At 70.1% G+C, this 24447-nt stretch carries 22 protein-coding genes and 1 tRNA gene; 12 read left to right on the top strand and 11 right to left on the bottom strand.

The genetic code is table 11. The features are described from left to right. Positions 1-25 precede the first annotated feature (25 nt). Positions 26-1684, bottom strand: coding sequence for a thiamine pyrophosphate-binding protein (locus ACWEGE_RS25520; RefSeq protein WP_449663099.1), 1659 nt, complete (start codon positions 1682-1684; stop codon positions 26-28). 135 nt (positions 1685-1819) lie between these two features. On the opposite strand from ACWEGE_RS25520, the gene ACWEGE_RS25525 reads away from it, so the two are divergent. Both ACWEGE_RS25525 and ACWEGE_RS25530 read left to right on the top strand, forming a co-directional pair. Further along, the gene (locus tag ACWEGE_RS25525; RefSeq protein ID WP_449662965.1) at positions 1820-3100 is read left to right on the top strand and encodes a hydroxyacid-oxoacid transhydrogenase; all 1281 of its coding nucleotides are present in this window, start codon (positions 1820-1822) and stop codon (positions 3098-3100) included. Beyond that, positions 3094-3507, top strand: a complete 414-nt coding sequence (locus tag ACWEGE_RS25530) for an acyl-CoA thioesterase (RefSeq protein ID WP_449662966.1) — start codon at positions 3094-3096, stop codon at positions 3505-3507. Before ACWEGE_RS25525 ends, ACWEGE_RS25530 begins: the two co-directional genes overlap by 7 nt. 648 nt (positions 3508-4155) lie before the next feature. On the opposite strand, the gene lanKC is transcribed toward ACWEGE_RS25530, so the two are convergent. Beyond that, positions 4156-6726: a class III lanthionine synthetase LanKC gene (lanKC, locus tag ACWEGE_RS25535; RefSeq protein WP_449662967.1), complete on the bottom strand. Its 2571-nt coding sequence runs from the start codon at positions 6724-6726 to the stop codon at positions 4156-4158. A gap of 448 nt (positions 6727-7174) precedes the next feature. Between lanKC and ACWEGE_RS25540 the strand changes: the two genes are divergently transcribed. From ACWEGE_RS25540 to ACWEGE_RS25550, 3 genes are all read left to right on the top strand, one after another. Further along, positions 7175-7540, top strand: coding sequence for a hypothetical protein (locus tag ACWEGE_RS25540; protein WP_449662968.1), 366 nt, complete (start codon positions 7175-7177; stop codon positions 7538-7540). Positions 7541-7562: 22 nt separating this feature from the next. Beyond that, positions 7563-7934 (top strand): hypothetical protein, encoded by a 372-nt coding sequence (locus ACWEGE_RS25545; RefSeq protein ID WP_449663100.1) that lies wholly within the window; start codon positions 7563-7565, stop codon positions 7932-7934. 300 nt (positions 7935-8234) lie between these two features. Then, positions 8235-8909 carry a S1 family peptidase gene (locus ACWEGE_RS25550; protein WP_449663101.1) on the top strand — a complete coding sequence of 225 codons (675 nt, stop codon included), beginning with the start codon at positions 8235-8237 and terminating at the stop codon, positions 8907-8909. Positions 8910-8955: 46 nt separating this feature from the next. Here the strand turns inward: ACWEGE_RS25550 and ACWEGE_RS25555 are convergent, their stop codons facing one another. Together ACWEGE_RS25555 and ACWEGE_RS25560 are read right to left on the bottom strand one after the other, a co-directional pair. Next, positions 8956-10257, bottom strand: a complete 1302-nt coding sequence (locus ACWEGE_RS25555; protein WP_449662969.1) for an alginate lyase family protein — start codon at positions 10255-10257, stop codon at positions 8956-8958. Positions 10258-10364: 107 nt separating this feature from the next. Then, positions 10365-10874, bottom strand: coding sequence for a SixA phosphatase family protein (locus ACWEGE_RS25560; protein WP_449662970.1), 510 nt, complete (start codon positions 10872-10874; stop codon positions 10365-10367). A 196-nt stretch (positions 10875-11070) separates the two neighbouring features. On the opposite strand from ACWEGE_RS25560, the gene ACWEGE_RS25565 reads away from it, so the two are divergent. Further along, entirely contained in the window at positions 11071-11946 is an 876-nt protein-coding gene (locus ACWEGE_RS25565; protein ID WP_449662971.1) for a hypothetical protein, read from the top strand. Positions 11947-12307: 361 nt separating this feature from the next. Here ACWEGE_RS25565 and ACWEGE_RS25570 read toward each other — a convergent pair. Both ACWEGE_RS25570 and ACWEGE_RS25575 read right to left on the bottom strand, forming a co-directional pair. Next, positions 12308-12380: transfer RNA gene (locus tag ACWEGE_RS25570), tRNA-Lys, on the bottom strand. A gap of 412 nt (positions 12381-12792) precedes the next feature. Next, positions 12793-13641 (bottom strand): hypothetical protein, encoded by an 849-nt coding sequence (locus tag ACWEGE_RS25575; RefSeq protein ID WP_449662972.1) that lies wholly within the window; start codon positions 13639-13641, stop codon positions 12793-12795. A gap of 211 nt (positions 13642-13852) precedes the next feature. Here ACWEGE_RS25575 and ACWEGE_RS25580 point away from each other — a divergent pair, with 211 nt between their 5' ends. Continuing rightward, positions 13853-14395, top strand: coding sequence for a DinB family protein (locus ACWEGE_RS25580; protein ID WP_449662973.1), 543 nt, complete (start codon positions 13853-13855; stop codon positions 14393-14395). A 4-nt stretch (positions 14396-14399) separates the two neighbouring features. On the opposite strand, the gene ACWEGE_RS25585 is transcribed toward ACWEGE_RS25580, so the two are convergent. Beyond that, positions 14400-15041, bottom strand: coding sequence for a TMEM175 family protein (locus ACWEGE_RS25585; protein WP_449662974.1), 642 nt, complete (start codon positions 15039-15041; stop codon positions 14400-14402). Positions 15042-15109: 68 nt separating this feature from the next. Here ACWEGE_RS25585 and ACWEGE_RS25590 point away from each other — a divergent pair, with 68 nt between their 5' ends. Both ACWEGE_RS25590 and ACWEGE_RS25595 read left to right on the top strand, forming a co-directional pair. Continuing rightward, positions 15110-16639, top strand: coding sequence for a class-II fumarase/aspartase family protein (locus tag ACWEGE_RS25590; RefSeq protein WP_449662975.1), 1530 nt, complete (start codon positions 15110-15112; stop codon positions 16637-16639). Positions 16640-16889: 250 nt separating this feature from the next. Then, positions 16890-17888 carry an SCO0930 family lipoprotein gene (locus ACWEGE_RS25595; RefSeq protein WP_449662976.1) on the top strand — a complete coding sequence of 333 codons (999 nt, stop codon included), beginning with the start codon at positions 16890-16892 and terminating at the stop codon, positions 17886-17888. Positions 17889-17903: 15 nt separating this feature from the next. On the opposite strand, the gene ACWEGE_RS25600 is transcribed toward ACWEGE_RS25595, so the two are convergent. Continuing rightward, the gene (locus ACWEGE_RS25600) at positions 17904-18554 is read right to left on the bottom strand and encodes a DUF4383 domain-containing protein (RefSeq protein ID WP_449662977.1); all 651 of its coding nucleotides are present in this window, start codon (positions 18552-18554) and stop codon (positions 17904-17906) included. Positions 18555-18744: 190 nt separating this feature from the next. Between ACWEGE_RS25600 and ACWEGE_RS25605 the strand changes: the two genes are divergently transcribed. Further along, complete coding sequence (locus tag ACWEGE_RS25605; RefSeq protein WP_449662978.1) at positions 18745-19623, top strand: hypothetical protein; 879 nt, start codon at positions 18745-18747, stop codon at positions 19621-19623. 8 nt (positions 19624-19631) lie between these two features. Here the strand turns inward: ACWEGE_RS25605 and ACWEGE_RS25610 are convergent, their stop codons facing one another. Then, a complete protein-coding gene (locus ACWEGE_RS25610; protein ID WP_449662979.1) occupies positions 19632-20840 on the bottom strand; it encodes an alpha/beta hydrolase in 1209 nt (402 codons plus the stop codon). Between the two features lie 144 nt (positions 20841-20984). Then, positions 20985-21947, bottom strand: coding sequence for an alpha/beta hydrolase (locus ACWEGE_RS25615; protein ID WP_449662980.1), 963 nt, complete (start codon positions 21945-21947; stop codon positions 20985-20987). Positions 21948-22099: 152 nt separating this feature from the next. Here ACWEGE_RS25615 and ACWEGE_RS25620 point away from each other — a divergent pair, with 152 nt between their 5' ends. After that, positions 22100-22549, top strand: a complete 450-nt coding sequence (locus ACWEGE_RS25620) for a MarR family winged helix-turn-helix transcriptional regulator (protein WP_449662981.1) — start codon at positions 22100-22102, stop codon at positions 22547-22549. Positions 22550-22586: 37 nt separating this feature from the next. Then, positions 22587-23429 (top strand): SAM-dependent methyltransferase, encoded by an 843-nt coding sequence (locus ACWEGE_RS25625; protein ID WP_449662982.1) that lies wholly within the window; start codon positions 22587-22589, stop codon positions 23427-23429. On the opposite strand, the gene ACWEGE_RS25630 is transcribed toward ACWEGE_RS25625, so the two are convergent. Then, positions 23426-24364 carry a patatin-like phospholipase family protein gene (locus tag ACWEGE_RS25630; RefSeq protein WP_449662983.1) on the bottom strand — a complete coding sequence of 313 codons (939 nt, stop codon included), beginning with the start codon at positions 24362-24364 and terminating at the stop codon, positions 23426-23428. The genes ACWEGE_RS25625 and ACWEGE_RS25630 overlap by 4 nt on opposite strands. Between the last annotated feature and the right edge of the window lie 83 nt (positions 24365-24447).

Raw genomic sequence — 24447 nt, forward strand, 5'->3', positions numbered from 1 at the left:
TCCGGAACGAAACCGAGCAAAACCGTTACTGGGCGGGAGGTTGCGGACGTGCCTGCCCGAGCAGGGCCGAGATCCGCACGTCCGGGGTCACGACGTCCGGGTCCGTGCGCACGTCGATGACGCACGGCCGTTGCCTCACCAGCGCGCTGGCGATGATCGGCTCGAGCTCTTCCCGATCGTCCACGGTGTACCCGGCCGCGCCCAGCCCGCGCGCCCACGAAGCGAAGTCGGTCAACGGGATGGACACCCCGGTGAGCCGACCGTACGTGCGCGCCTGGTGCATGGCGAGCGCGCCGTGCACGCCGTTCTGGAAGACGACCACCATCACCGGCGCCCGGTACCGGACGGCCGTTTCGATCTCCTGGCCGGTCATGAGCGTCCCGGCGTCCCCGACCATGGCCACGACGGTCCGCCGCGGCTCGGCCAGTTTCGCCGCCACGGCGGCCGGCACGGCGTAGCCCATGGCGGCGTTGCTCGGGCCGAGCTGGCTGCGTGGCGCGGTGAAGCACCAGTAGCGGTGCATGAACTGCGCGAAGTTGCCCGCGTCGCTGGTCACGATGGTGTCCTCGGGCGCGAGCTTCCGCAGCGCGCGGACGACGTCGACCGGGTGCACCCGGGTGTTCCCGCTGGTGTCGGGCGGGGTCATGAAGGTGTGAACGGCCGCGTTCGCCGCCGAGGCCCGCCTCGTCCGCGGCGACGCCACCTCCCGCAGCTCCCGCAGGAACGGCTCGACCTCCGAGTCGACGCGGAAGGTCAGCCCCCGCCGCTTCGGGCTGACGTCGATGCCGGTGCCGACCATGACCAGCGTCTGCTGCGCGGTCGGGTAGCGGTAGGCCTGCGTCGTGACCTCGTCGAGCTGGGTGCCGAGCGCGAGCACCAGGTCCGCGCGCTCGAGCGCGTCCAGCTGCCGGGCCGGGATGCCCAGCCCCAGGTGACCGGCGTAGCGGGCGTGGTTCTCGGGGAAGGCGTCCTGCCGCCGGAAGGCGTTGTAGACGGGCAGCGCGAGCTCATCGGCGACGGCGATCAGCTCGTCCCGCGCCGACCGCGCCCGCCCACCGACGATGACCACGGGGTATTTGGCCTCGTCGACCAGCTGCGCCACGGCGTCAGCCGAACGGCCCAGCGTCCCGGACGCGGGCGGCCGCACCCGCGCCATCGGCTTCGCCGCGTCGTAGGGCATCCCCCAGATGTCGCAGGGCACGCCGAGGACGACCGGCCCCGGACGTCCTTCCTGCGACGTCGTCAGCGCGTGCGCGAGCAACCCCGGCAGCCCGTCCGGGTCGGTCACCCGCAATGTCGACTTGGCGATCGACTCGAACATGGCCGTGAGGTCCGACGTCGGCAGCTCCCCCGACGACGACGGCACCGGTTCGATCGCCGGCGTCTCCAGCAGCACGACCATCGGCGTCTCGTCCTGGTACGCCGTTTGGACGCCGATGGCCAGGCTCGCCGCGCTCGGCCCCCGGCTGGCGAGCAGCACGGCGGGCCGTTCGGTGAGCTTCCCCTCGGCCTCCGCCATGAACGCCGCGCCCGCGTCGTGACGCGCCGAGACCAGCGTGATCTCCCGCTCGCGTTGCAGGGCGTCGAGCAGTTCAAGGAAGGACTCACCGACCACCGCGTACACGCGGCGGACACGCGCCTCGGTCAGGATCCGCACGGCCGTCTGGGCGACGGTCGCTCCCAGTTGGTATCTAATGAGGAGAGCTTAGGCGGGCACCGTTCAGTGCAGTCAAGTGATCTTCACCGAAACCGGACAAGGATACGCCGAATGTCCGCTTTGACCGACTGCTAGCCGATCAAGGGAGCGAGGACCGCAGACTTGGCCGCGACCGAACATGAAACTGTTTTTACTTATGGTGCCCCGGCCCTGAAGTACGGCACCGGCGCCAGCGATGAGATCGGCTACGACCTCACCCAGTACGGCGCGCACCGCGTGCTCGTCGTGACGGATCCGCAGGTCGCCGCGACGGGCTGGCCCCGCCGCATAGCCGACGGCATCGCGGGCTACGGCATCGACACCGAGGTCTTCGACGGCGTCCACGTCGAGCCCACCGACGTCAGCATGCAGAAGGCGGTCGACTTCGCCCGCGGAACGGGCCCGTACGACGCCTTCGTCGCCGTCGGCGGCGGGTCGGCCATCGACACCGCCAAGGCGGCGAACCTCCTGACCAGCAACGACGGCGACCTGATGGACTACGTCAACGCCCCCGTCGGCGGCGGCCGCGCGCCGGCCAGGCCGCTCAAGCCGCTGGTCGCGGTGCCCACCACCACCGGCACGGGTTCCGAGAGCACCACGGTCTGCGTGCTGGACGTGCTGTCGCTGCGTGTCAAGAGCGGGATCAGCCACCTCCGGCTGCGCCCGACCCTGGCCGTCGTCGACCCGCGGCTCACAGTCAGCCAGCCACCCGGCGTGACGGCCGCCAGCGGCATGGACATCCTGTGCCACGCCGCGGAGAGCTACACCGCCAAGCCGTACACCGAGTTCGAGCGCAAGCGCCCGGAGCAGCGCGTGCCGTACTGCGGCTCGAACCCGCTGGCCGACATGTTCGCCGAGCAGTCGCTGCGGCTGCTGTCGTGGGCCCTCCCGGCCGCGGTGCGCGACGGTGCCGACCTCAAGGCCCGCGAGGCCATGGCCCTAGCCGCGACGTTCGCGGGGCTCGGCTTCGGCAACGCCGGCGTGCACATCCCGCACGCGAACGCCTACCCGATCGCCGGCCAGGTCAGGGATTTCCACCCGGACGGCTACCCGGGCGACGAGCCCATGGTCCCGCACGGCATGGCCGTCTCGTTGACCGCGCCCGCCGCGTTCCGCTTCACGTTCGACGCGGCACCGGACCGCCACTTGCGTGTGGCCCGCCTCCTGGCGCCCGACTTCGAGTGGCCCGGCGACTTCGCCGACCACCTGCCCGCGGTGCTGATCGACCTGATGCGTCAGATCGGCATCCCGGACGGCATCGGCGCCGTCGGCTACACGGAGTCCGATGTGGACTCCCTCGTCGAGGGAACCCTCAAGCAGCAGCGCTTGCTGGCCACCGCACCTCGCGAGGCGTCGGCGGACGACCTGTCGGCCATCCTGCGCGAGTCGGTGTCACTGTGGTGAACGGCTACCCGCACTGGCAGACGATCCCGTTGCGATGGAAGGACAACGACGTCTACGGGCACGTAAACAACGTCGTCCACTACTCGCTGATGGATACCGTGATCAACACGTGGCTCATCGAGCAGGGCGGCCTCGACATCGAAATCGGGGCGGTGATCGGGCTGTGCGTCGAGTCGCACTGCGCGTATCACTCATCGGTGTCCTTTCCTGGTTCGTTGCGAATCGGGTTGAGGGTGGCGCACCTGGGGAAGTCCAGCGTGCGCTACGAGATCGGGATGTACGCGGCCGACGAGTCCCTGGTCGCGGAAGGGCACTTCGTGCACGTCTTCGTGGACCGCGAGTCCCGCCGGCCGACACCGGTCGCCGGCAAGCTGCGCGAGGCATTGGAAGCACTGCAACCCAGCTGACGTGCACCGCCGCCGTGTCACCTCCTCTCCGACGGCGCAGATCCGGGCTGTGTTCTCACTGCCCTTCCGATCATGCCTCACCGCCCCGACAAAACCGGGCGATCGGCTCGAGTTGTCCACAGCCGACCCGGAAACAGGAGAGTTGTCCACAGATTCGTTTCGAGGGGTTCCACACCCCCTCGGCAGCGATAAGCTCGGAAGCGCATGAAATCGGTCCACAGTGGATGAGCTGTTCCCTCACCGGATCGGCTAGTAACACGGATGGCGACCTAGGCGTCGATCCGGTTGCGGCGGCAGAGTGGTGAGCCGACAGCTTGAGAGTGGTCCCGGACCCGTCGCCGGCAGGCGTCCCTGCGGCGGTCGCGGCACCCGAGCACAGAAGTGGACCAAAGTGGTGGTCGCGCGTCCGCTCCCGGCAGACGCCCCGGGAGCGGGCGCGCCACTGCCTCAGGTGGCCTGGTGGAGATCGCGGCTTCGTCGCCGGAAGGCGTCCCACCGACGACCGCAACCCACCGCAGACGGCCTGGCAGTGGTCGCGAACCCCGTCGCCGGAAGGCGCCCCGGCGGCGGGCCGCACCACAGCCAAGGGGCAGCCGCCTCCCGTTGCTGGGCGGTTGGCTGCCCCGCCGGCCGTCGTGTCGGTACTGATCAGCGACCGGTAGTTGAAGGTGCGGGCGTCCCACCCAGGAAGGGCAAAACCTCCTTGCCGTCAAGGAGCGAGGCGAGAGAGAGGAGAATTCCGGCGCCGCCGGTCTTGACGTCCATCGAGAGGCGCAGCAACCCGTTGCCCGGAAACGCGAGGCCGCCCTTGTACGGCACCGCGTACCAAGCCAACCACGCGAGGTGCCGGTCGATCGCCGCCACCCGGCTCGGCTCATCCACGTCCGGGTTCGCGGCCAGCGCGACCGCCAGCCCGCACCGGCCGTTGAGCAAGCCAGGGTGGAGCACGAACTCGCCGAGGCACGACTCACGCAAAGCGGACAGGCTGTCACTGGCCTCCGCGTCCGGGCAGTGTCGCGCCAGCTGCTCGGCGACCAGGAGGATCCCGGCGCTGCCGACTCCGGCGTACGGCAGGGTTCGGCCGGCACCATCGCGGACCTGCAGCGAGCCGTCGTCGACTTCGATGCATTCTTCGAGGTCGCGGCTCAGCGCCTGGTCGGCGAAGGAGAGCCAGGCCGACTCGCCGGTGCGCTCGAAGAGCCGCACGAACAACAGCGCCGGCCCGGCCCAGCCCGAGAGCAAACCGGCGCGTGCCGAGTTACCCGGCGGCGCCGCCGTCTCCAAGGCCTCGGCCAACCGAACTGCAGTGTTCAGTGCCTGGCGACCGAACTCGTTGTCCTGGCGGACCGTCGCGAAGTGCAGCATGGTCAGCCCGATGCCTGCCAGGCCGCGCTCCAACGAGTGGTCCGTCGTCTGCTCCACGAGCCGTGCGGACGACGCCAGCAGCTTGCCGGCCTGGTCGTGGTACCCGAGGCTCTCCAGCACGTAGGCGATGCCGGAGCTGCCGTCGTAGAAACCAGGCCGGGTCGGCGGCTCCCGGCGAACCGCCTCGACAAGCCAGCGTTCGTGCTCGGGGAAGCGGCCGACCCCGGCGACGTCGAGAGCGTGCAGCACGCCGGCGGCACCGACACCGAAGCACGCACCGCCGACACGGAACTGTTCGACGTCGCCGGGGAACAGCCGATCCTGGCGGGAGGGGGTAGCGCTGGCGAGGATCGCCTCGGCGATCTGCTTGCGAACCAGCGGCCAGTCCGGTTTGTCGTGGTCAAGCTCCGTGTGGATCTGCGCCGAATCCGCTGATACTTCACGCTGGGCCAGCACCGCGATTGCGGCGTCGGCATCCCCCTCGGGCAGCGCGAACCGACGTTCGACGAAGTCGGCGAGACGACGCACCTTGGCCGGAGCAAGCTCGGCCAGTGGCGATAGCGGCAGGAACAACCACAGCCGCAGCGCCGCGAGCGCGTACTCGTCGACCGCGAAGCCGCGGCGGTCTGCCGGAACGCGGAAGCCAGGCGTGCCCGGCACCAGGCGGTCGGCGGCCTCGGCGTCCGCCGCCGTCCCGAAGTCGGTCAAAGAGATCCGGTCGTGGTCGTCCTCGTCGATCAAGATGCTCATGGGGTGCAGGTCACCCAGGACGATGCCGCGGGCGTGGACCTCCGCGATCACCTTTTCCACGCTCGCTACGATGTCCAGCGCGCGCCGCGTGTATGCGGCGACGTCAGCGGTAGTCGCGTTGCGCCTGGTCAGGGGGTAGTTTCGGGTCAGCCAGCTGGCCAGCGAGATGCCCGACAGGTACTCCGTGGCCAGGTAGTGGCGGTCCGAGACGGTGAACTGCTCGACGACCTGCGGCACGCCCGGGATGCCGGCGAGCCGCCCGAGCACTTCGCGCTCTCGGCGCAGCCGTTCAACGCCGTCGATCCGCGCCTCGTCGAAGCCCGCGTTCGGGCGGGCCTCCTTCAGGACGACCTGCTCTCCGCCCGCCTTGGGATCGGCGAGGTAGCTGCCACCGCCGTGCGAAGCCTGCAGTGGCCTCAACAGCCGATAAGGGAACTGGACTGGGACACCCGGTTTGCGCGCGGGGACATCACAGCTTTGTAGACAGGCCGGAAGCTTCACCCAGTCGGGCACGGAAAACGCCAGTTCCCGCTTCTCGGGCACCAGCCGACCGTCCGGCTTGCGAACTGCCGGAACGCGGTCGCCGTTGTGTTCCACCCACTGTTCGGCGAATCCGCCGTAACGCACGTAGAGGGGCCCGTCGCCGTACCGCAAGGCGCTCGGAATAACAGGGCCGCGTTCACCTTCCAAGGGCGTTGACAGGTCGATGAGCACACGTTCGAGTTCGTGGTGGTCGACCGGGTAAATGGTCGCCACTTCGACGACGCCGTCCCGGGATGCGTATTTCGAATTCCGGGCGAGCAAGGTCAGCGGCGAGCGGAGGTGCTCGTAGGCGACCGCGTGCTCGGTACAGGTCTGGTGGACGTGCGCGAGCACCCGGGCCGCATTGTCGAGACCTGCGGAGACGTGGATCTTCCAGCCCTGCGCGGGAAGAACTCGCCCCTCCGGCTGAACCGCGCGCCACACTCCCCGTTCGAATGTCACCCAGTCGGTGCCCGGCACAGGGAGCGCCGTGATGAAGTCTTCGACCGGCGCATCGGTTCCCTGGTGTTCGTCGTAGAACAACGGGTCGGCGAAGCAAAAAGCTTCGTAGCGCAGGTCCATCCGTGATACCCCTCCGTGCGAGCCTCGAGCATCGCAGCCCCCGAGACGAGGAATATTCCCCCATGCCGGACAGCTCTGAGCCAATCCGCCAACCCAGCGGTTCAGCTGGGCTATCCGAGGTAGGCAAAAGAGGCGCCTACCGACCAGTACACGAACTCAGGGTGATTTTGTCCAGTTGAACTACCACACGATAGTGATGTAACGTGAAGATCTTTTCGGCATTTCCGCAGGTCCACCAGAGGATCGGGCCGAATAAGCCACCGAATTGGCAGAATGCCATCAAGCTCGGCAAGTGAGCGACTTTCCCCATAGGTGCCGTTCCCGTAGAGCTCGCTCGCCCGGACCGACGACCACGGCGGTGGCCTGCGCCACCCCGCGACACCTCGGCGAACCGGCCCGCCGGTACCACGGAGTAAGTTGACGGCCGGCGGACCGGAAGGAGGAACGGGTGATCTTCGGATTCGCCGTGACGGTCGCCGTGGCTGCCACGCTCGTCGCGCTCTGGAGCTTCGTCCAGTCGGCTCGGAACCGGCTTCCGGACAACCCGCTCCTGATCGCGCTCGCGGCCATCGAACTGCTGCTGGTCGCGCAGCTGGTGATCGGGATCGTGCTGCTCGTCGGCGGGGACCGGCCCGGCAGCCTGGCGACCTACCTGGCCTACCTGATCGGGAGCCTCGTCGTGCTGCCGATCGGCGCCGCCTGGGCGCTGGCCGAGCGGAGCCGGTCGAGCACCGCCGTGCTCGGCATCGCCTGCCTGGCCATCCCGGTGATGGTGCTGCGACTGAACGAGGTGTGGAGTGGAGCAACAGCGTAGGACGGCCACCGGCCCCGGCCGGGTGCTCGTCGCCGTGTACGCGATCTTTGCGCTGGCCGCGACGTCGCGAGCCGGCGTCCAGATCGGCACGAAGTTCCACGAAGCCCCGCTCGCCTACCTGCTCTCGGCGTTCGCCGCAGCCGTCTACATCGTCGCGACCGTCGCGCTGGCCCGGCGCGGTGACGGCTGGTGGCGCGTTGCCCTCGTCGCCTGCTCGATCGAGCTGCTGGGCGTGCTGACGATCGGCACGCTGAGCCTCGTCGACGCGGCCGCCTTCCGGCACCCGACCGTCTGGTCGGTCTACGGCGAGGGCTACCTGTTCATCCCGCTGGTCCTGCCGGTCATCGGCCTGTACTGGCTGCGCAAGACCGCCCCGGCGAAGATCGCCGCCTGACCGGCAAGCCACCACGCGGCCGGCACACTCGGCCGGCGCCAGCGCGCGTCACTGGACACCGAGAGCGCAACACGGCAAGCCGCCCCAAGAGCGCGGAACAGTACGGGAACTGCACGTAGCCCACTCCGGGAAATAAATACGGATTCGACCGGCGACTTTCGTCGGTTCCGGACATTCACCGAAAACTCGGACAATCTTCGAGTTCGGTCCCCACCGGCTTTCCCCCACGCGGTTCTCTCCCGCGTAAAAGGAGTGAGCGTGAAATTCGGCAAGTTCGTCCTGCTGGCCGCGAGCACCGCGCTGGCCGTCGTCGGCCTCGGCGGTCCAGCGTCCGCCGACAGCACCCCGCAGGCCCAGCCGTCGATCATCGGCGGCAGCACCGCCACCAGCGGCCCCTGGGCGGCCCGGCTGTTCGTCAACGGCCAGCAGAACTGCACCGCGACGATCATCGCCCCGCAGTACATCCTCACCGCCAAGCACTGCGTGAGCAGCTCCGGCACCTACACCTTCCGCATCGGCAGCCTCGACCAGTCGAGCGGCGGCACGATGGCCACCGGCTCCACCATCACGCGGTACCCGGGCTCGGCCGACCTGGCGATCGTCCGGCTCACCACCTCGGTCAACGCCACCTACTCGCCGCTCGGCAGCGTCGGTGACGTCTCGGTCGGCCAGAACGTCTCGGTCTACGGCTGGGGCGCGACCAGCCAGTGCGGCTCCGAGATCAACTGCCAGTCGCGGTACCTGAAGGTCGCGACCGTGCGGGTGAACTCCATCGGCTGCAGCGACTACACCGGCGGCGTCGCGGTGTGCGCGAACCGCGTCGACGGCATCACCGCCGGCGGTGACTCCGGCGGCCCGATGTTCGCGTCCGGCCGCCAGGTCGGCGTCGCCTCGACCAGCGACCGGTCGAACAACACCGCCTACACGAACATCACGCGCTACCGCAGCTGGATTTCGCAGGTGGCGGGCGTCTGATTCCACCTGGAAAGGGCCCGGCCTCGAATGGCCGGGCCCTTTGCCGTCAGGACGTGGAAATATCGTCGAGCTGTTCGGCCGCGGGCCGCACGGGGTAGAGGTCTCCGCCCGGCTCCGCCGGCACCCGCGGCAGGGCCACCCGAGCCGCCTTGTCGCCCGCGTCGGCCGCCGCGTGCAGGACGTCCAGCGCCGCGTACGGCCGGAAATCCAGCTCGGGGTACGGCCACGCGGCCTGCCCCTGCGTGGCTCCCGGGATCAGGAGGTCGACCGCGGCGAACAGCGTGGCCCCGCTCGGCGCCGTGTAGTGCCAGAGGTCGACGCCGACGTGCCTGCCGACCTGCGCGAGCCGCGTCAGCGCGACGAGGTTGAACGCCGAGTAGTGCCAGCTGCGCGTCCGGCTCGTCTCCTGCGGCTGGAGGCCGTCGGCCTGGATCTGCGGCGCGATCCGCTTCGGACCGGCGTCCCGCGCGACGGCCGCCGCTAGGTCTCGCTGTCCCGTGCCGAGGGCGAGCGAGGCGACGAGCATGTCGTAGAAGCTGCCGTGGTTGTTCTGGGCCTTGGCTTCGTCGGTCCCGTTCTTGCTGGTGCGCAACCAGTCCAGGAACTGCGTGTACCAGCCGGTCATGCCGGCCTGATCGGTCTTCGTCCAGCCGGGAGCGCCGGTGGCCAGGATCGCGGTGGCGTCGACGACCTGGCTCAGCGTGTAGGAGAACTCGATGATGCCGATGCCGCGGCCGTCCACCTTGCACGGGATGCCCTGGGCGAAGTTCATGTTCGGGTTCATCTTCGTGGCCGCGTCGAGGAACCACGTGCGCAGGTCGAGCGCCGCGCGCTGGGCGTACCGCGCATCCCCGGTGTAGTACCAGGCCAGCGCGAGGCGGTAGATCGCGGCGAACGCCTGACCGCGGAAGGCGTGGTCGGTGATCTCGTCGACGATCGGGTTGCGCTGGCCGTCGCGTTGCACGAACGGGCAGCCCCAGGGGTTTTCGGCGGTCGGCTGCGTTGTCGGCCACCAGTAGGGCGCCAGGCTCAGGTAGTCGTGTTTGTCGCCGCTGGGCGGGACCTGTTTCTTCGACGTGACGCTCCACGGCCCCGTCGTCAGATCGGTCTTCGCGGCGGCGAGCAGGTTGTTCAACGCGGTGCGGGACGTCTTCTCACCGACGAGCGCGGCGAGCTTGGTGCGAAGCAGCTGCGTGCCATCGAGGACGACGGTTGCCGGCGCGCACACCGGCCCGATGACCGGGACACTGCAGGCGGCGGGTCGCGACGCGGCTTCAGCCGGCGCAGCGAAAGAAGCGACGAGGCCGAGCGCGGCAAGCGCGGCCACGACGGTGTGGCGGAAAACCATGTCCGCTCCATTCACAAATATGAACATCAGCCCTGTGAGTGAATGGAGCGTACGCATGTGAACACAGCCGAGGCAATGCCTGGTCCGGACCTTCGTGTCCGAACCCGTCAGCCGGCGAAGTCGCGCGGCCGGAAGAAGGCGACGAGCCGGGCGGTGCGCAACGCGTCCCAGGGATCCGAGGTCGCGAGCACGGCCGCGGCACCAGTGGGGAACTTGGCCTGGATCGGCAGGGTCTCCGCCCCGTTCCCGGCGAGGTACAGCGTCACCTCGCTGACCCCGGGCTCGTGGCCCACGAGCGCGAGCGTGGTGACGTCGCCCGGCGTCCGGCCGGCGGCGGCCAGCAGCTCGGGAACGTCGGCGCCGTAGAGGTCGTCGTCGTACTCGACGGGCGGCCGCGCGGGGAGTTCGTCGCTCACCCGCCGCCAGGTTTCCCGGGTGCGACGCGCGGTGGAGCAGACGACCAGCTCGGGAACGTGCCCTTCCTCGACGAGCCACCGGCCGAGCCTCGGCGCGTCGCGCAGGCCTCGCGGCGCGAGGGGCCGCTCGTGGTCGGGCAGCCCCTCGGACCAGTCCGACTTCGCGTGCCGGGCAACGATGAGCCACCTGGTCTCGTCCATACCCGCCACCCTAACCGCGACGGGAGGCGCCGAAGCCGCACGCGCGAGCGGAATACAGGGACACCCCTACGCTGAAAACAAATAACCCGATAGGGTGACCCCCCAACAAAGTTGATCTAGCGAACCTGGGGTGGTTGACGTGCGGAAAATCCGGCGTTTGGCAACGATCGCGACCGGTGTTGTGGCAAGTGTGGCGATGGCGGCCGGACCGGCCGCGGCGGCGACGCCTTCGGTCGACCTCCCCGAGGGGATGACCGCCAGCTACCTCGTCGTCGACCAGGAAACGGGCGCGACCTTCGGCTCCGACGAGCACAAGCAGTACCGCTCCGCCTCGCTGGTCAAGCTGTTCATCGCCCTGGACTACCTTGAATCGCACGGCCCCGACTACGAGATCCCGGCCGACGACCTGGCGCTGCTGCAGCCGATGCTGCGCTCCAGCAACGACGACGCCGCCAGCACGCTGTGGGTGCGCGACGGCTGGGACGAGATCGTCAAGCGCATGGTCACGAAGCTCGGCCTCACCGACACCGCGCCGCCGGCCAGCCGGGGCAAGTGGGGGTACACCGCGATCAGCGCCGCGGACATCGTCAAGACGTACCAGTACATCCTGCACGACGCGAACCCGAAGTACCGCGACTTCATCATGGGCAACCTGGCGCTGTCGACCAAGTGCGGTTCGGACGGCTTCGACCAGTCGTTCGGCCTCCCGAGCGCGGTGTCCGGCCCGAAGGCGGTCAAGCAGGGATGGTCCGGTTTCGGTGCCGCGCCCGCACCGGGTCAGGAATGCACCGAGACCGACGCCCGGGTGCTGCGCGTGCTGCGTTCGCCGGAGGTCAAGGCCGCGACCGCGGTGGCGTCCAGCGGCGAAGGCACGCCCGTCGACGCACGGACGTTCGGCACCCAGGACATCGACCTGACCAGCCGCGCCATGCACACGAGCGGCACGGTGGGCGCGAACAACTGCAAGATCGTGGTGGTGCTGACCCTGGAGCCGACCACGCTGTCCTGGCAGGATTCCGCCAGCCGGATCACCAACCTCACCCGGGACGTGTACTTCCAGTCCGCACTCTGAACGCCCGCGGCGCGGGGTTCCGGTTTCCGGCTGGACGCCTATGCGCTGCGATTCTCGATGCCACGAAGGGGCTGCCTGGTCTGCCGGGCAGCCCCTTCAACGCCTTATCTGTCCTTTGTAGACCAAGACAGCGGGCGACGGAGTGCTCAAGCGGCGTGGGTGCCGGGCGGCGAAAGACACGCCCCAGGACGCGCCGACCCCAACGGCACATCCGTGGATCGGACAACTTCCGCAAGACCCACGACGACCGCTCTCGGCGACACGAGCGTGCCAACGCCCCTCCGACCCCAACACCGGGGACAACCCGGGGAGCCGATCCTGACCAGCAGCGACCGGCAGGCCGCTGACCAGGGAGTTTGAGTGGGCCGCCTGGGGCTCGAACCCAGAACCTACGGATTAAAAGTCCGCAGCTCTACCAATTGAGCTAACGGCCCTCGCCACCAGTCTAGCCAGGCCCCCGTCGGCCGCTCACACGCCGGGTCCGGCTGAGGCTCACGGGAAGGTCAAGGCTGGTTCTCCGCTCGCAGACCGGCCATGATGCCTTCTACGTCTGGCCCCGGACCGAGGCCGCCTGCTGCTACGCGCGTGGAGACTACGACGTGCTTCTTCCCAGCCTCGACGTCACCCTCGCTCGGGGCACCGCCCGCGACGCACCGAACTCACCGACGTCGAGCCGCTGAAGGGGATGCACGCCGGCCTTCGTCGGGCTTGGGGAGCTGGAACCGCACGTCATGGACACGTCGGCGCACACCGCCGATGCGGTGCGGGCCCGCTCGGCCGCGTTCGTGCTCTGATCCCCTGTGGACGGACGCGCGGGACCCGAGCCGGGCCCCGCGCATCACGCCATCAGCACTGGACGAACAGGCCCGTGTAAGCCGTGCACTTCTTCGACGCCTTGTCGTTGGCCGCCTCGGGGTCGGCCGGGGCGCTCGCCGCTCGCTGGGCCGTTGCCGTGAAGGCGCCCCATGCGAAGAAGCCGCCCTCCGACGTGAACTTCGCCGTCGTCGACGTACCCGGGGCCAGGGTGCCGATCGCGCAGTTCAGCGCCGCGCCCGCCTGGGTGCAGCCCGTGGTGGAGACGATCGTGCGGGCCGAACCCGGGTTGGCCGTCACGCGGACGCCGGTCGCCGTGGCCGGGCCGGTGTTCGACACCTTGATCACGTAGTCGACGCGGGCGACCAGGCCGATGCGCGGGGTGGCGGTCAGCGCGACCTGGACGTCGGCCTCGTCCGGCGGGGCGATCGTGACGACCGGGCCGTCTTCGACGCCGAACGCGTAGTTGTCGCCGGCGAACTGGTGCTGGAGCGTGAACTGGCCGGGCTGGACGTCGTCCTTGACGCGCAGGGTGAACGTCACCGTCCGGCTCTCGCCCGCGCCGAGGTCGCCGACGCCGCCGCGGAAGCTGCTGAGGTACGGCGCGCACGGTGCGATCGCCCCGGTGCAGGAGACCAGGTCCACCACGTCGGCGATCGGCTTCTCCTTCACGTAGAGCGCCGCTTTCGCGCCCGTGACCGTGAAGTCCGTCGGGTTGGTCAGCTGCTCCGTGACCGTGAGCGTGGTGCCGGCGCGCACGGTGGTCGCGCTGACGTCGATCGTGCTCGGGGGCGCGGCCGCGGACGCGATGGCGGGCGTCGCGCACAGAGCCGCTGCCGTCAGCGCGGCCAGCACAGCAGTTCTTCGTCCGGTTCGCTGCATATTCGTGATCTCCTGGTTCCGAACCGAGGGGTGCGCTCCGACCTGTGACACCGGCCTGCGCAGCGGGGGTGACGAAGATCAGATCGCCGCACCCCGAGATTCGTTACCGGGTTCTCGAAACCGTGCTTGAACTGGGCTTTTGCCACGGTTGCCCGGTCACCGACCGCACCGGTGATCCGAAACTGTCGGACCCCTGTGAGACGCTCCGCGCATGACCGAACACACCACTCCGGTGGCGGCTCCGACCCGCCTGACCGGCCCCAGAACCGACCCGGCGCCGGTCGCGGACGAGCGGCAGGCGCTCAGCGAGAGCCTCGACTACTACCGGCGCACCTTCGAGCTGAAGTGCGCCGGCCTGGACGACGCACAGCTGTCCGAACGCTCGGTACCACCGTCCACATTGACCCTGCACGGGCTGCTGCGGCACCTCACCGGTTGCGAACGCTGGTGGTTCCGGATGCAGTTCGCCGGCGAGGACGTCCCGAACCTCTACTACTCCGACGACGACCCGGAGCAGGACTTCACGGATCTGGGCGGCGACGTCGCCGAAGCGTTCTCGTTGTGGCACAGCGAATGTGCGCGCTCTCGCGAGATCGTCGCGGGCAGCTCGCTGGACCAGACCGGCACCCGGCGCAGCACCGGCGAACCGTTCACCCTGCGCTGGGTGATGCTGCGGATGATCGGCGAATACGCACGGCACATCGGCCAGGCCGACCTGATCCGCGAGCGGATCGACGGCGCGACCGGCGAGTGACGGCTCAGGCGGCGGCCGTCCGGCGGCGGAAGCGGAAGAGGAGGTTGGCCACGATCGGCACGACGATCCAGCACGCGTAGGCCCAGTGCGTGAAGAAGGCGACCGGGATCGAGACGGCGAAGGCGGCGGCCATCGCGCCGACCCCGCGGTAGACCGCGCCGAAGAGCTCCGGCGGGGTGTCCGCGCGGTACAGGTGGTTCCGCTGGATCTGCCAGGCCATGAGGAGGAACAGCGTCAGCGCGACGACCTGCACGAGAGCGTAGAAGACGAAGCGGAACTCGAACACTCCGTCTTCGGCGAGCACCCTCGTGGCGAAGGGCATGATCACCTGCGTCAAGAGCCAGCCGAAGGTGAGGCGGGCCAGCCCGCCGCCGAGCGTGGTGACGTAGTTGAAGAGGCGGTGGTGGGCACGCCAGTGGCCGCCGATGACGACGAAGCTGATCAGGAAGGAGACGTATTCGGACTGGTGATGACCGAGTGACCGCAGCAGTTCGGCGTTGGTGGCGCCCTCCGGCGGCGGCAGCTCGAGCGCGAGCAGCGTGATCGCGATGGCGACGACGGCGTCCGAGAAGAAGGTCAGCCGCTCGGCGGCGATTCCCCGGGATTCGGAGCCGGCGGTGTCCTCGGCGGACGGGGCGCTGGTCATGGCGGATGAGCGTGCCAGAGCCGGTCGGGCGGCCGCCGCCGAGGTCGGCCGCGTGCGATGCTGACGCCATGACCGTCGACCCCGATTCCGGACTCCTGTCCCCGGTGCGGGCCGGCACGCCGGCCGAAGCGTCGACCGGAGACGAGGCCTGGTTGCGCGCGATGCTCGACGCCGAGGCGGCGCTCGCGCGGGCGCAGGCGCGGCTCGGAACGGTGCCGCCGGAGGCCGCGGACGCGATCACGGAGGCCGCCGGCGCGGCACGGATCGACGTCGCCGAGCTGGCGCGTGGGGCGCGGGCGACCGCGAACCCCGTCGTCGGCCTGGTGAAGGCGCTGACGTCGGCCGTCGGCGAACTCGCGCCCAGTGCCGCCGAGTACGTGCACCGCGGCTCGACCAGCCAGGACATCTTCGACACGGCGATGATGCTGGTCGCGGACCGGACGCTGCGGCCGCTGGCCGCCGAGCTCGACGCGACGGCCGAGGCGCTGGCCGGGCTGGCCCGCGCGCACCGGGACACGACCATGGCCGGCCGGACGCTGACGGCCCACGCGGTGCCGACGACGTTCGGGCTGAAGGCCGCGGGCTGGCGGCAGCTGGTGCTGGACGCGGCCGTCCGCATCCGGCGCGTGCTCGACGGCGGGCTGCCGGTCTCCCTGGGCGGCGCGGCCGGGACGCTGGCGGCGTACATCGAGTACGCGCGCCTCGCCGACGAGGCGAGCGGGGGCGGGGGCGGGGGCGGGGGCGGGGGCGGGGGCGACGACACCACACCGGCCGCGGACCTCGGCACCTCGGCGACGGCTCGTGACGCCGGCGTCGGCGACTACGCGGCACGGCTGACCGCCGCGTTCGCCGAGGAGGCCGGGCTGGCCGCTCCGGTGCTTCCGTGGCACACGCTGCGGACGCCGGTCGCGGACCTCGTCGGCGCGCTCGCGTTCGCCGCCGGGGCGCTGGGGAAGCTGGCCGTCGACGTCGAGACGCTCAGCCGGACCGAGCTGGGCGAGGTGGCCGAGCCTGCCGCCGACGGCCGGGGTGGCTCCTCGGCGATGCCACACAAGCGGAACCCGGTGCTCGCGACGCTGATCCGGTCGGCTGCGCTGCAGGTGCCGGTGCTGGCCGCGGGGGTCACGCAGTCGATGCTCGCCGAGGACGAACGGTCGGCCGGGGTTTGGCACGCCGAGTGGCAGCTGGTCCGCGAGTGCCTGCGGCTGACGGGCGGCGCCGCGCACACCGCCGCCGAGCTGGCGCGCGGGCTCACCGCGGAGCCCGAGCGGATGCGGGCGAACGTGGCGTCGACGCACGGGCTGATCGTCTCCGAACGGCTCTCCGCCGTGCTCGCGCCGCTGCTCGGCAAGGTGACGGCCAAGGAGCTGCTGGGCGAGGCGTCCCGGCGGGCGGTGCGCGAAGGCCGGCCGTTGCGGGACGTCTTGGACGAGCTGCCGGCCATCACCGGCGTGCTGACGGCGGCGGCGCTGGACGAGCTGCTCGACCCCGCCGCCTACACCGGCGCGGCGGGCGCCCTGGTCGACCGCGCCCTCGGCGGCCGTATTCCGGACGACCGCGCTCCCGGCGACGGACCGGAGCTGGGCGCTTCCGACTAGCGGCGGCCGCAGGCAGAGCTGCGACTGCAGGCAGAGGGCTGCGGCCGCCGGCGGAGCCGCGGCCCCAGTAGAAGCTGCCCCGGCACCCAACGCCGCGACCAAGGTCGGCGACTGATGATCTCCCCCAAGACCAGGCCACCGGCCCCGCGCGAAAATTCTTTGAACCGCCTCCGGCGGGGGTCCGTGTAGTGGGTATCAAGCAGCCGCACCGAGCGGCCGGGAAACCCCAACGGACACAAGGAGAACTTCCATGCTTCGCACGCGCATCGCCGTCTCCGTCGCCGCGGCGGCAGCCGGGCTGGCAGTGCTCACCGCTTGCTCGGGTGCCGAGACTGCTCAGCCGGTTGTCGCTCCTGCGGCGGCGGGTGGCACCGGTGGCGGCCAGGCCGCCAACGGCCAGGTGGGCAACGCCGCTCCGGCGTCGAACGAAAGCAAACTGGTCGTCGCGGACGTGGCCAACGTCGGGCAGGTGCTCACCGACCAGAACGGCATGACCCTCTACCGGTTCGACAAGGACACCGCGAAGCCGCCGAAGTCCAACTGCGACGGTGACTGCGCCAAGGCCTGGCCGCCCATGCTGGCGACCGGGGACGTTCAAGTCCAGGGTGTCGACAACAGCCTGGTCGGCAAGGTGACCCGCTCCGACGGGACCGAGCAGATCACCGTCGGCGGGTGGGCGCTCTACCGCTACGCCAAGGACACCAAGCCCGGCGACGCGACCGGCCAGGGCGTCGGTGGCGCCTGGTACGCGGCGAACGCCAAGGGCGGGAAGGCCGGGCAGGCCGCCGCGGCCGGCTCCGAAGCCGGTGGTGTCAAGCTCAGCGCCAGCAAGATCGACGGCCTCGGTGACGCGATCGTCGACCAGAACGGGATGACGCTCTACCTGTTCCAGAAGGACACCAAGAAGAAGGCCTCCGCCTGCAACGGCGACTGCGCCAAGACCTGGCCGCCGGTGCTCTCCAAGGGCAAGGTCGAACTGCAGGGCATCGACTCGAAGCTGCTCGGCAGCATCAAGCGCCAGGACGGCACGGAACAGGTGACCGTCGGCGGCTGGCCCGTCTACACCTTCTCGAAGGACACCAAGCCGGGTGACGCGAACGGCCAGGGCGTGAACGGCACGTGGTTCGTCATCGAGCCCGCCGGCTGCAAGCTCGGCAGCAACCCGAACACCGCCGCCGGCCAGCAGCAGGCTCCTGCGGCCGACAGCGGTGCCAGCAACTCCTCGGGTTCCGGTGGCACCACCTACTGAACCACCCCGAACCTCCTAGTGGGCGAGGCCCGGCGGACGCTCTTCGCGAGTGACCTCCGGGCCTCGCCCCTTGTGGTCACGACGCAGGAACGACCGGCGGCGCGGTTCGGCGGTGTCCCCGTCGACCTGGTCGATCCGGTCGGTGCGGCCGGTCCGGTCGATCACCTCGGTGCGCTGCTCGGCGACCACCGGCTCGTCGGCCGTTTCGTCCTCGGGCAGCAGGATGGTGCGGCGGGCCGGCAGGACCGCGATCAGCAGACCCAGCGCGGCGACGCCGAGGTGCAGCCACGTGTCGGCGGGCTCGAGGTCGAGCGGGTTGCCGGCGTTGGCGAACGGGTTGGTCGAGATGAGGCCGTCGATCATCAGGCCCCACACGAACAGCAGGCCGTAGCCGATGAACAGCAGCCAGCCGAACGTCCGCGCGCGGCCCGAGCCGAACGCGAGCAGCAGGCCGACGACGCCGGTCACGACGCGGACCAGGCTCATCATCGGGTTGGCGGAAAACCGCCAGAACCCCGCGTCGTTATGCCCGGCGAAGTTGCCGAAACCGGTCCTTGAGAATCCGATGATGCCGACGACGAGGAACGCGATCCCGGCCAGTCCGGCCAGCACCTGCGCCGGCTGCAGGCCTCGGACCCGGATGCGTGCGCCTTTCGCGTGAACCATGACTCCAGTCCTTCCCAGCGGGTGGTGACGACCGTCACCGCGCTGGGGTACCCCGTGACCACGGTGAGCGAAACGACGGCGCTTGCCCGCAGGCCCCCGGTGCGTTCCCGGATCGGGTCCCGTTCGAGAGCTATCCCACAAACCGGCCCGTTCCGGCGAACAGCGCACGGCCCTCCCGGCAATCCGGAGCATGCGCAAGCTGAGCGGCATCTTCCTGGTGGGGCTGTGCCTGGGGGCGATCGGCGCGGTGGTGGTGACCGCGGGTGACAGCACCGCCGCGGCGCCCCAGCCGATCGCGGTCACCGAAGTCGTGACGACACCGACACCGACGCCGGCCACGACCCAGCCCGCGGCACCGGCGACGTCCGCGACACCGACACCGACACCGACGCCGGCGGCCAAGGCGGATCCGGGCCGGGTGACCGCCGCCGCGCTGGACAAGATCATGCGCGAAGGCACCGTGAGCGCGGTCGTCTTCGACCGGGACAGCGGCAGGACGACCGTCTCCGTGCGCCCGGACCGCGCGTACACCTCGGCTTCGCTCGTGAAGCTGCTGATCGCGCTTTCGGTGCTCGAGCAGGGCGGTCCCGCGGCGGACGTGCAGCGGATGCTGTCCCGCAGCGACGACGACCTGGCGAGCCGCTTCTGGACGGCCTACGGCGGGACGGCGATCGTCCGGCGCTGGGTGGTGAAGCTCGGCCTCACCGGCACCCGGCCGCCCGAGGATCCCGGCCGCTGGGGCGACACGCTCATCACCGCCGCGGACGTCGTGAAGATCTACCAGTACCTGCTGGAGCACAAGTCCACGACGATCCTGAACGCGCTGGGCGACGCGACCGAGCGCGGGTCCGACGGCTTCCGGCAGTACTTCGGCATCCCGGACGCGGCCGCCGGGCAGCAGTGGGCGGTCAAGCAGGGGTGGTCGTGCTGCCGGCCGACGCGGATGCTGCACACCTCGGGCGTGGTCGGTCACTCCATCGTGGCGGTGCTGAGCGAGCACCCCGCCAAGGTCGACTACGCGACCGGGTCCAAGCGGGTCACGGACATCGTTGCGACGCTGCTCCGCTGAGCGCGGGGTTACTGGTCGAGGTCGGCCAGCCCGCCGGCCGCGCCCGAGCGCGGCAGCGGCCACGGCTGCACCCCGCCGGTGGTCTCGACCTGACGGCCCGCCGTGGCGGGTGCGGTCGTGTGCGCACCGATCCAGGTGAGGATCTCGGGGATCTGGGACTTGAAGGTGTTCATGTTGTGGCCCGCGTCCGGGACCTTCCACGCCGAAAACCGGACCGGGGACCGGACGCCGGCGCGGATCAGCTCGGCCGCCGCGCTCTCGAACTTCTCGTTCTCGCCCCAGATGGCCAGGATGTCCACCGGGGACGGGTGGAGGCGGACCGTGATGCCGACGTTGTTGGCGTCGTCGACGTCCTGGCGGCCCTTGTAGAGGTTCTCCGTCTCGGCGTCCATCTGGGCGCGGTCGTAGCCGCTGACGCTGACCGCCTGGCCATACCACTGCGGGTGGCGGGTCACCAGGTTCATCGCGCAGTAGCCGCCGGACGACCAGCCGGCGAAGGTCCAGGCCTTCCGGTCCGCGGCCACGCGCAGCTTCTGCAGCGCCCACTCCCGCAGGTCCGCCGTCAGGTACGTGTCGTTCGCGGTGCCGTTGACCTCGTCGACGCACTCGGTGTCGTGACCGATCTTCGGGACGCCCGTGGGGTCCGGCATGATCACCACGACCGGGGGCAGCACGCGCTTGGCGATCGCCGCGTCGAGCTGGTCCGGGAGCTTGTACCCGTCGGTGACGACCTCGGGCCCGGACGGGTAGTTCGGGATCCACTCGATCGCCGGGAACCGCAGGCTCTTGTAGGCCGGGTCGAAGTGCTGCGGCGGGAGGTACACCGTCACGTCGCGGGTGAGGTTGGTGCGCCGTCCGGTCACCTTCATGTGGACGACGGTTCCCTTGCCGTCCTTGGCGTGCGCGGCACCCACCTCCCGGACGACTTCGAGGTTCTCGCCGTTCTCGCTCGTCTCGGCGTCGATGCTGTTGGCCGCGTAGACGCCGGTGCCGAGCAGCGAGCCGAGCGTGGGGAAGAAGCCGCCGATCATGTTGCCGGCCAGGCCGGTGGTGACGACGATGGAGACGACCGCGCACAGGATGGTGACCGAGCGCCACAGCAGCTTCCGCTTCCACCGCTCCCAGAAGAACGGGACGGCGATGATCGCCAGCAGCGCGACCACGACCACGATGGTCATCGTGATCGGCGAGTCGAGCCGGATTCGGCTGAGGTGCACGGCAACGGTCCTTCCGGGCGGGCGGAAATGCGCGCCCGGATCGCAGGACTCGCGTACATATCACGTTTGAGCCCCACCGCACGTTGCGGACCTGTGAGGTCCGTCATAGATCCACAACGCGCGGCGGGCTCAGGGATTTCTCAACTACTTCGCCAGTGCCCGCGACAGCACGGTGACGGCCTGGGTGATCGCGGCCTCGGCGGCGTGCGTCTCGCGCAGCGCGTTCACCATCACGAAGTCGTGGATGATCCCCTGGTACCGGACGGCGGTGACGGGCACCCCGGCCTGACGCAGCTTCGCCGCGTACGCCTCACCTTCGTCGCGGAGCACGTCCGCCTCGCCGGTGATCACCAGGGCCGGCGGCAGCCCGGCCAGCTCGTCGAGCGACGCGCGCAGCGGCGAGGCGGTGATTTCCGCGCGCTGCGCGGGATCCGTCGTGTACTGGTCCCAGAACCACTTCATGCCTTCGCGGCCGAGGAAGTAGCCCTCGGCGAACTCGTGGTACGACGGGGTGTCGAAGGAGGCGTCGGTCACCGGGTAGAAGAGCACCTGCTGCTTGAAGGTGACGTCGCCGCGCTGCTTGGCCAGGATGGTCAGCGCCGCGGTCATGTTGCCACCGACGGAGTCGCCCGCGATCGCGATGCGCGAAGTGTCGAGCCCCTGCGAAGCACCGTTCGAGGCGACCCACTTCGCGACGGCGTAGCTCTGCTCGATGGCGACCGGGTACCGCGCCTCCGGCGAGCGGTCGTACTCGGGGAAGACGACGGCCGCGCCGGCACCGGCGGCGAGCTCGCGCACCAGCCGCTGGTGGGTGTGGAAGTCGCCGAACACCCAGCCGGCGCCGTGGATGTAGAGGATCACCGGGAGCGGGCCTTCGACGCCGGCCGGCTTCACGATCCGGGTCTCGACCTCGCCGGTCGGGCCGCCCGGCACCTTGATGACCTCGATCGACGCGTCGGCCATGGCGACTTCGCCGTCCTGGACGCCGTCGACGGCCTTGCGACCTTCCTCCGGCGGCAGCTGGAACAGGTACGGCGGCTGGTCGGTGGCCTCCGCGAAGGCCTGCGCGGCCGGTTCGAGGGCCAGGTTGTGCGGGTTGGCGGTCATCTCGTCCTCCTCGGGGTGGAAGCTGATGCCCCGAAGGTAGCTCGCAACTCAGTTGTGCACAACCAAATGATGCTCAATGAGATGCAGCGCACTTAAGTTGCCACCCAGCTCGATCACGGGGACCATGGGTTGTTACGAGAGAGGAGGACGCCATGGCGTCGCTGCGGCTGGACGACCAGCTCTGCTTCGGGCTGTACTCGGCGTCGCGCGCGGTGACGTCGCTGTACCGGGTCGTCCTGGAAGACCTCGATCTGACCTACCCCCAGTACCTGGTCATGCTGGCGCTCTGGGAGCGGGACCACCGCCTGGTGAAGGAGCTCGGCGCCGAGCTGAACCTCGATTCGGGCACGCTCTCGCCGCTGCTCAAGCGGCTGCAGACGGCGGGGCTGGTGACCCGGAACCGGCAGGCCGACGACGAGCGCTCGGTCCGCATCAGCCTGACCGACGCCGGCCAGGCGCTGCACGAGAAGGCGCGCGGCATTCCCGACGTGATCGGCGCCGCGATGAACCTGGACGAAGCCGGGCTCGCCCGGATGCGCGCCGAACTGGACCGGTTGACGGAGTCGGTCAACGCCTATCGGGAGGCGTTGTCCCCCGCGTGATCCTCCCCGTGGCAGCATGGGTCACGAAGGGGTGGCCATGATCAACCACGACGACGCGCTCAAGGCCGTCGAAAGCAGTCTCGACCGGCCCTCGGCCGCGCGGATCTACGACTACTTCATCGGCGGGAACACGCACTACGCCATCGATCGGGACTTCGCCGAGAAGGTCCGCGCCCGGCTGCCGCTGATGGGCGACTACTGCCTGACGAGCCGTCAGTTCCTCGGCCGCGCGGTCCGGCAGTGCGTCCGCGAAGGCATCCGGCAGTTCGTCGACGTCGGCTCCGGCCTGCCGACGGCGGGCAACGTGCACGAGGTCGCCGACGACGCCCGCCCCGAACTGGACACGCGGGTGCTCTACATCGACAACGAGCCCATCGCGCTGGCCCACTCGACGCTGCTGCTCGCCGACACCGCCGACCCGGACCGCCACCACGCCATCGCCGCGGACTTCCTGCAGCCGGACGACCTCTGGGAGCGGGTGAAGGCCTCGGACATCATCGACGTCCGCAAGCCGGTCGCCCTGGTGATCAACGCGGTCATGCACTTCGTCAAGGACGAGCAGAACCCGGACCAGCTGCTCGAGTACTACCGCAGCCGGCTCGCCCCCGGCTCGCTGCTGGTGCTGTCGCAGATGACCAACGAGAACCCGGTGAACGACGACGAGCGGCAGGCGCTGCTCGACCTGCTCGAGTACTACGAGACCACGACGAACCCGGGCTTCCTGCGGACGATGGCCGAGTTCGAGCGCTTCTTCGGCGGCTGGCCGATGCTGGAGCCGGGGCTGGTCTACGCCCCGGCGTGGCACCCGGACGCGCACACCGTGTTCGCCGCCTCGCCGTCCGAGTCGCGGGTGATCGGCGGCGTCGCGCGCAAGCCCTAAGAGGCTTCGCGCAGGCTTTCCAGCACGTCGATAACGGCGCTTTTGCCCAGGTCGACGGCCTTGCGCAGCACCTCCGGGTCGCGCTCCAGCACCGCCACATCCGGTGCGCCGGCCGGTGGACGGATGCTCAGCATGCGCGAGTCGGCCGCCAAGGTCTCCTCGTCCTCGACGTCCCGCCGGTAGGTGTCCTGCCAGGCCGGGATCGCCCCGGGCGCCTGGCGGCGCAGGAACCTCGGCACGACGACGTCGTACGCCCGCGGCGGCGGCACCGGCAGCTCGTCGGCGCGGCGGGTGCGCAGCACCAGGACGTCGGTCGCGCCCTGGGCGAGCGCGGTGCGGTACGGGATCGGCTCGGCCACCCCGGCGTCGACGAACCGGCGGTTCGCCATCGGGATCGGGGGTCCGGCCAGCACCGGCATGCAGGAGGACGCGGCGAGCGCGACCTTGATCGCGTCGACGTCGTCGAGGAACGGGTGCAGGTCGGTGGACTCGCCGGTGTCGGCGTCGGTGGCCAGCGGGTGGAACGTCACCGGGTTGGCCAGGATCGCCGGGAAGTCCATCGGTTCGAGCACCGAGTAGACCTGGTGGACGAGGTATTCGAGGTCGATCACCGCGCGGCCGCGCAGGGTGTGCAGCGGGTTGATGATCCGGCGCATGACGACCGGGTTCCACCAGGTCCGGACACCGGTGGCGGACCGGCCGCAGAGCAGCCAGGCGCCGTTCAGCGCGCCGGCCGACGAGCCGTAGACGGCGTCGAACGCCGGTGTCACGCCGAGTTCGTCCAGCGCCAGGACCATGCCGCTGGAGTAGGTGCCGCGGCTGCTGCCGCCCTCGATCGCGAGCGCGAGCCGCCTGCCGTCGGTGCGTTCGCCCGGGACACTGCCCGCCGCCATCCGTTCGGAGATCAGTTCGAGTACCGGGTGCACTCCTCCCATCCTGGTCTTTTCCCGCACGAAGTCGACCCGTTTTGCCTGACCCAGGGGGGTGAAGTGATGCGCGCCTCGTTGCACTGCAACTC

Source organism: Amycolatopsis sp. NPDC004747 (assembly GCF_053601335.1).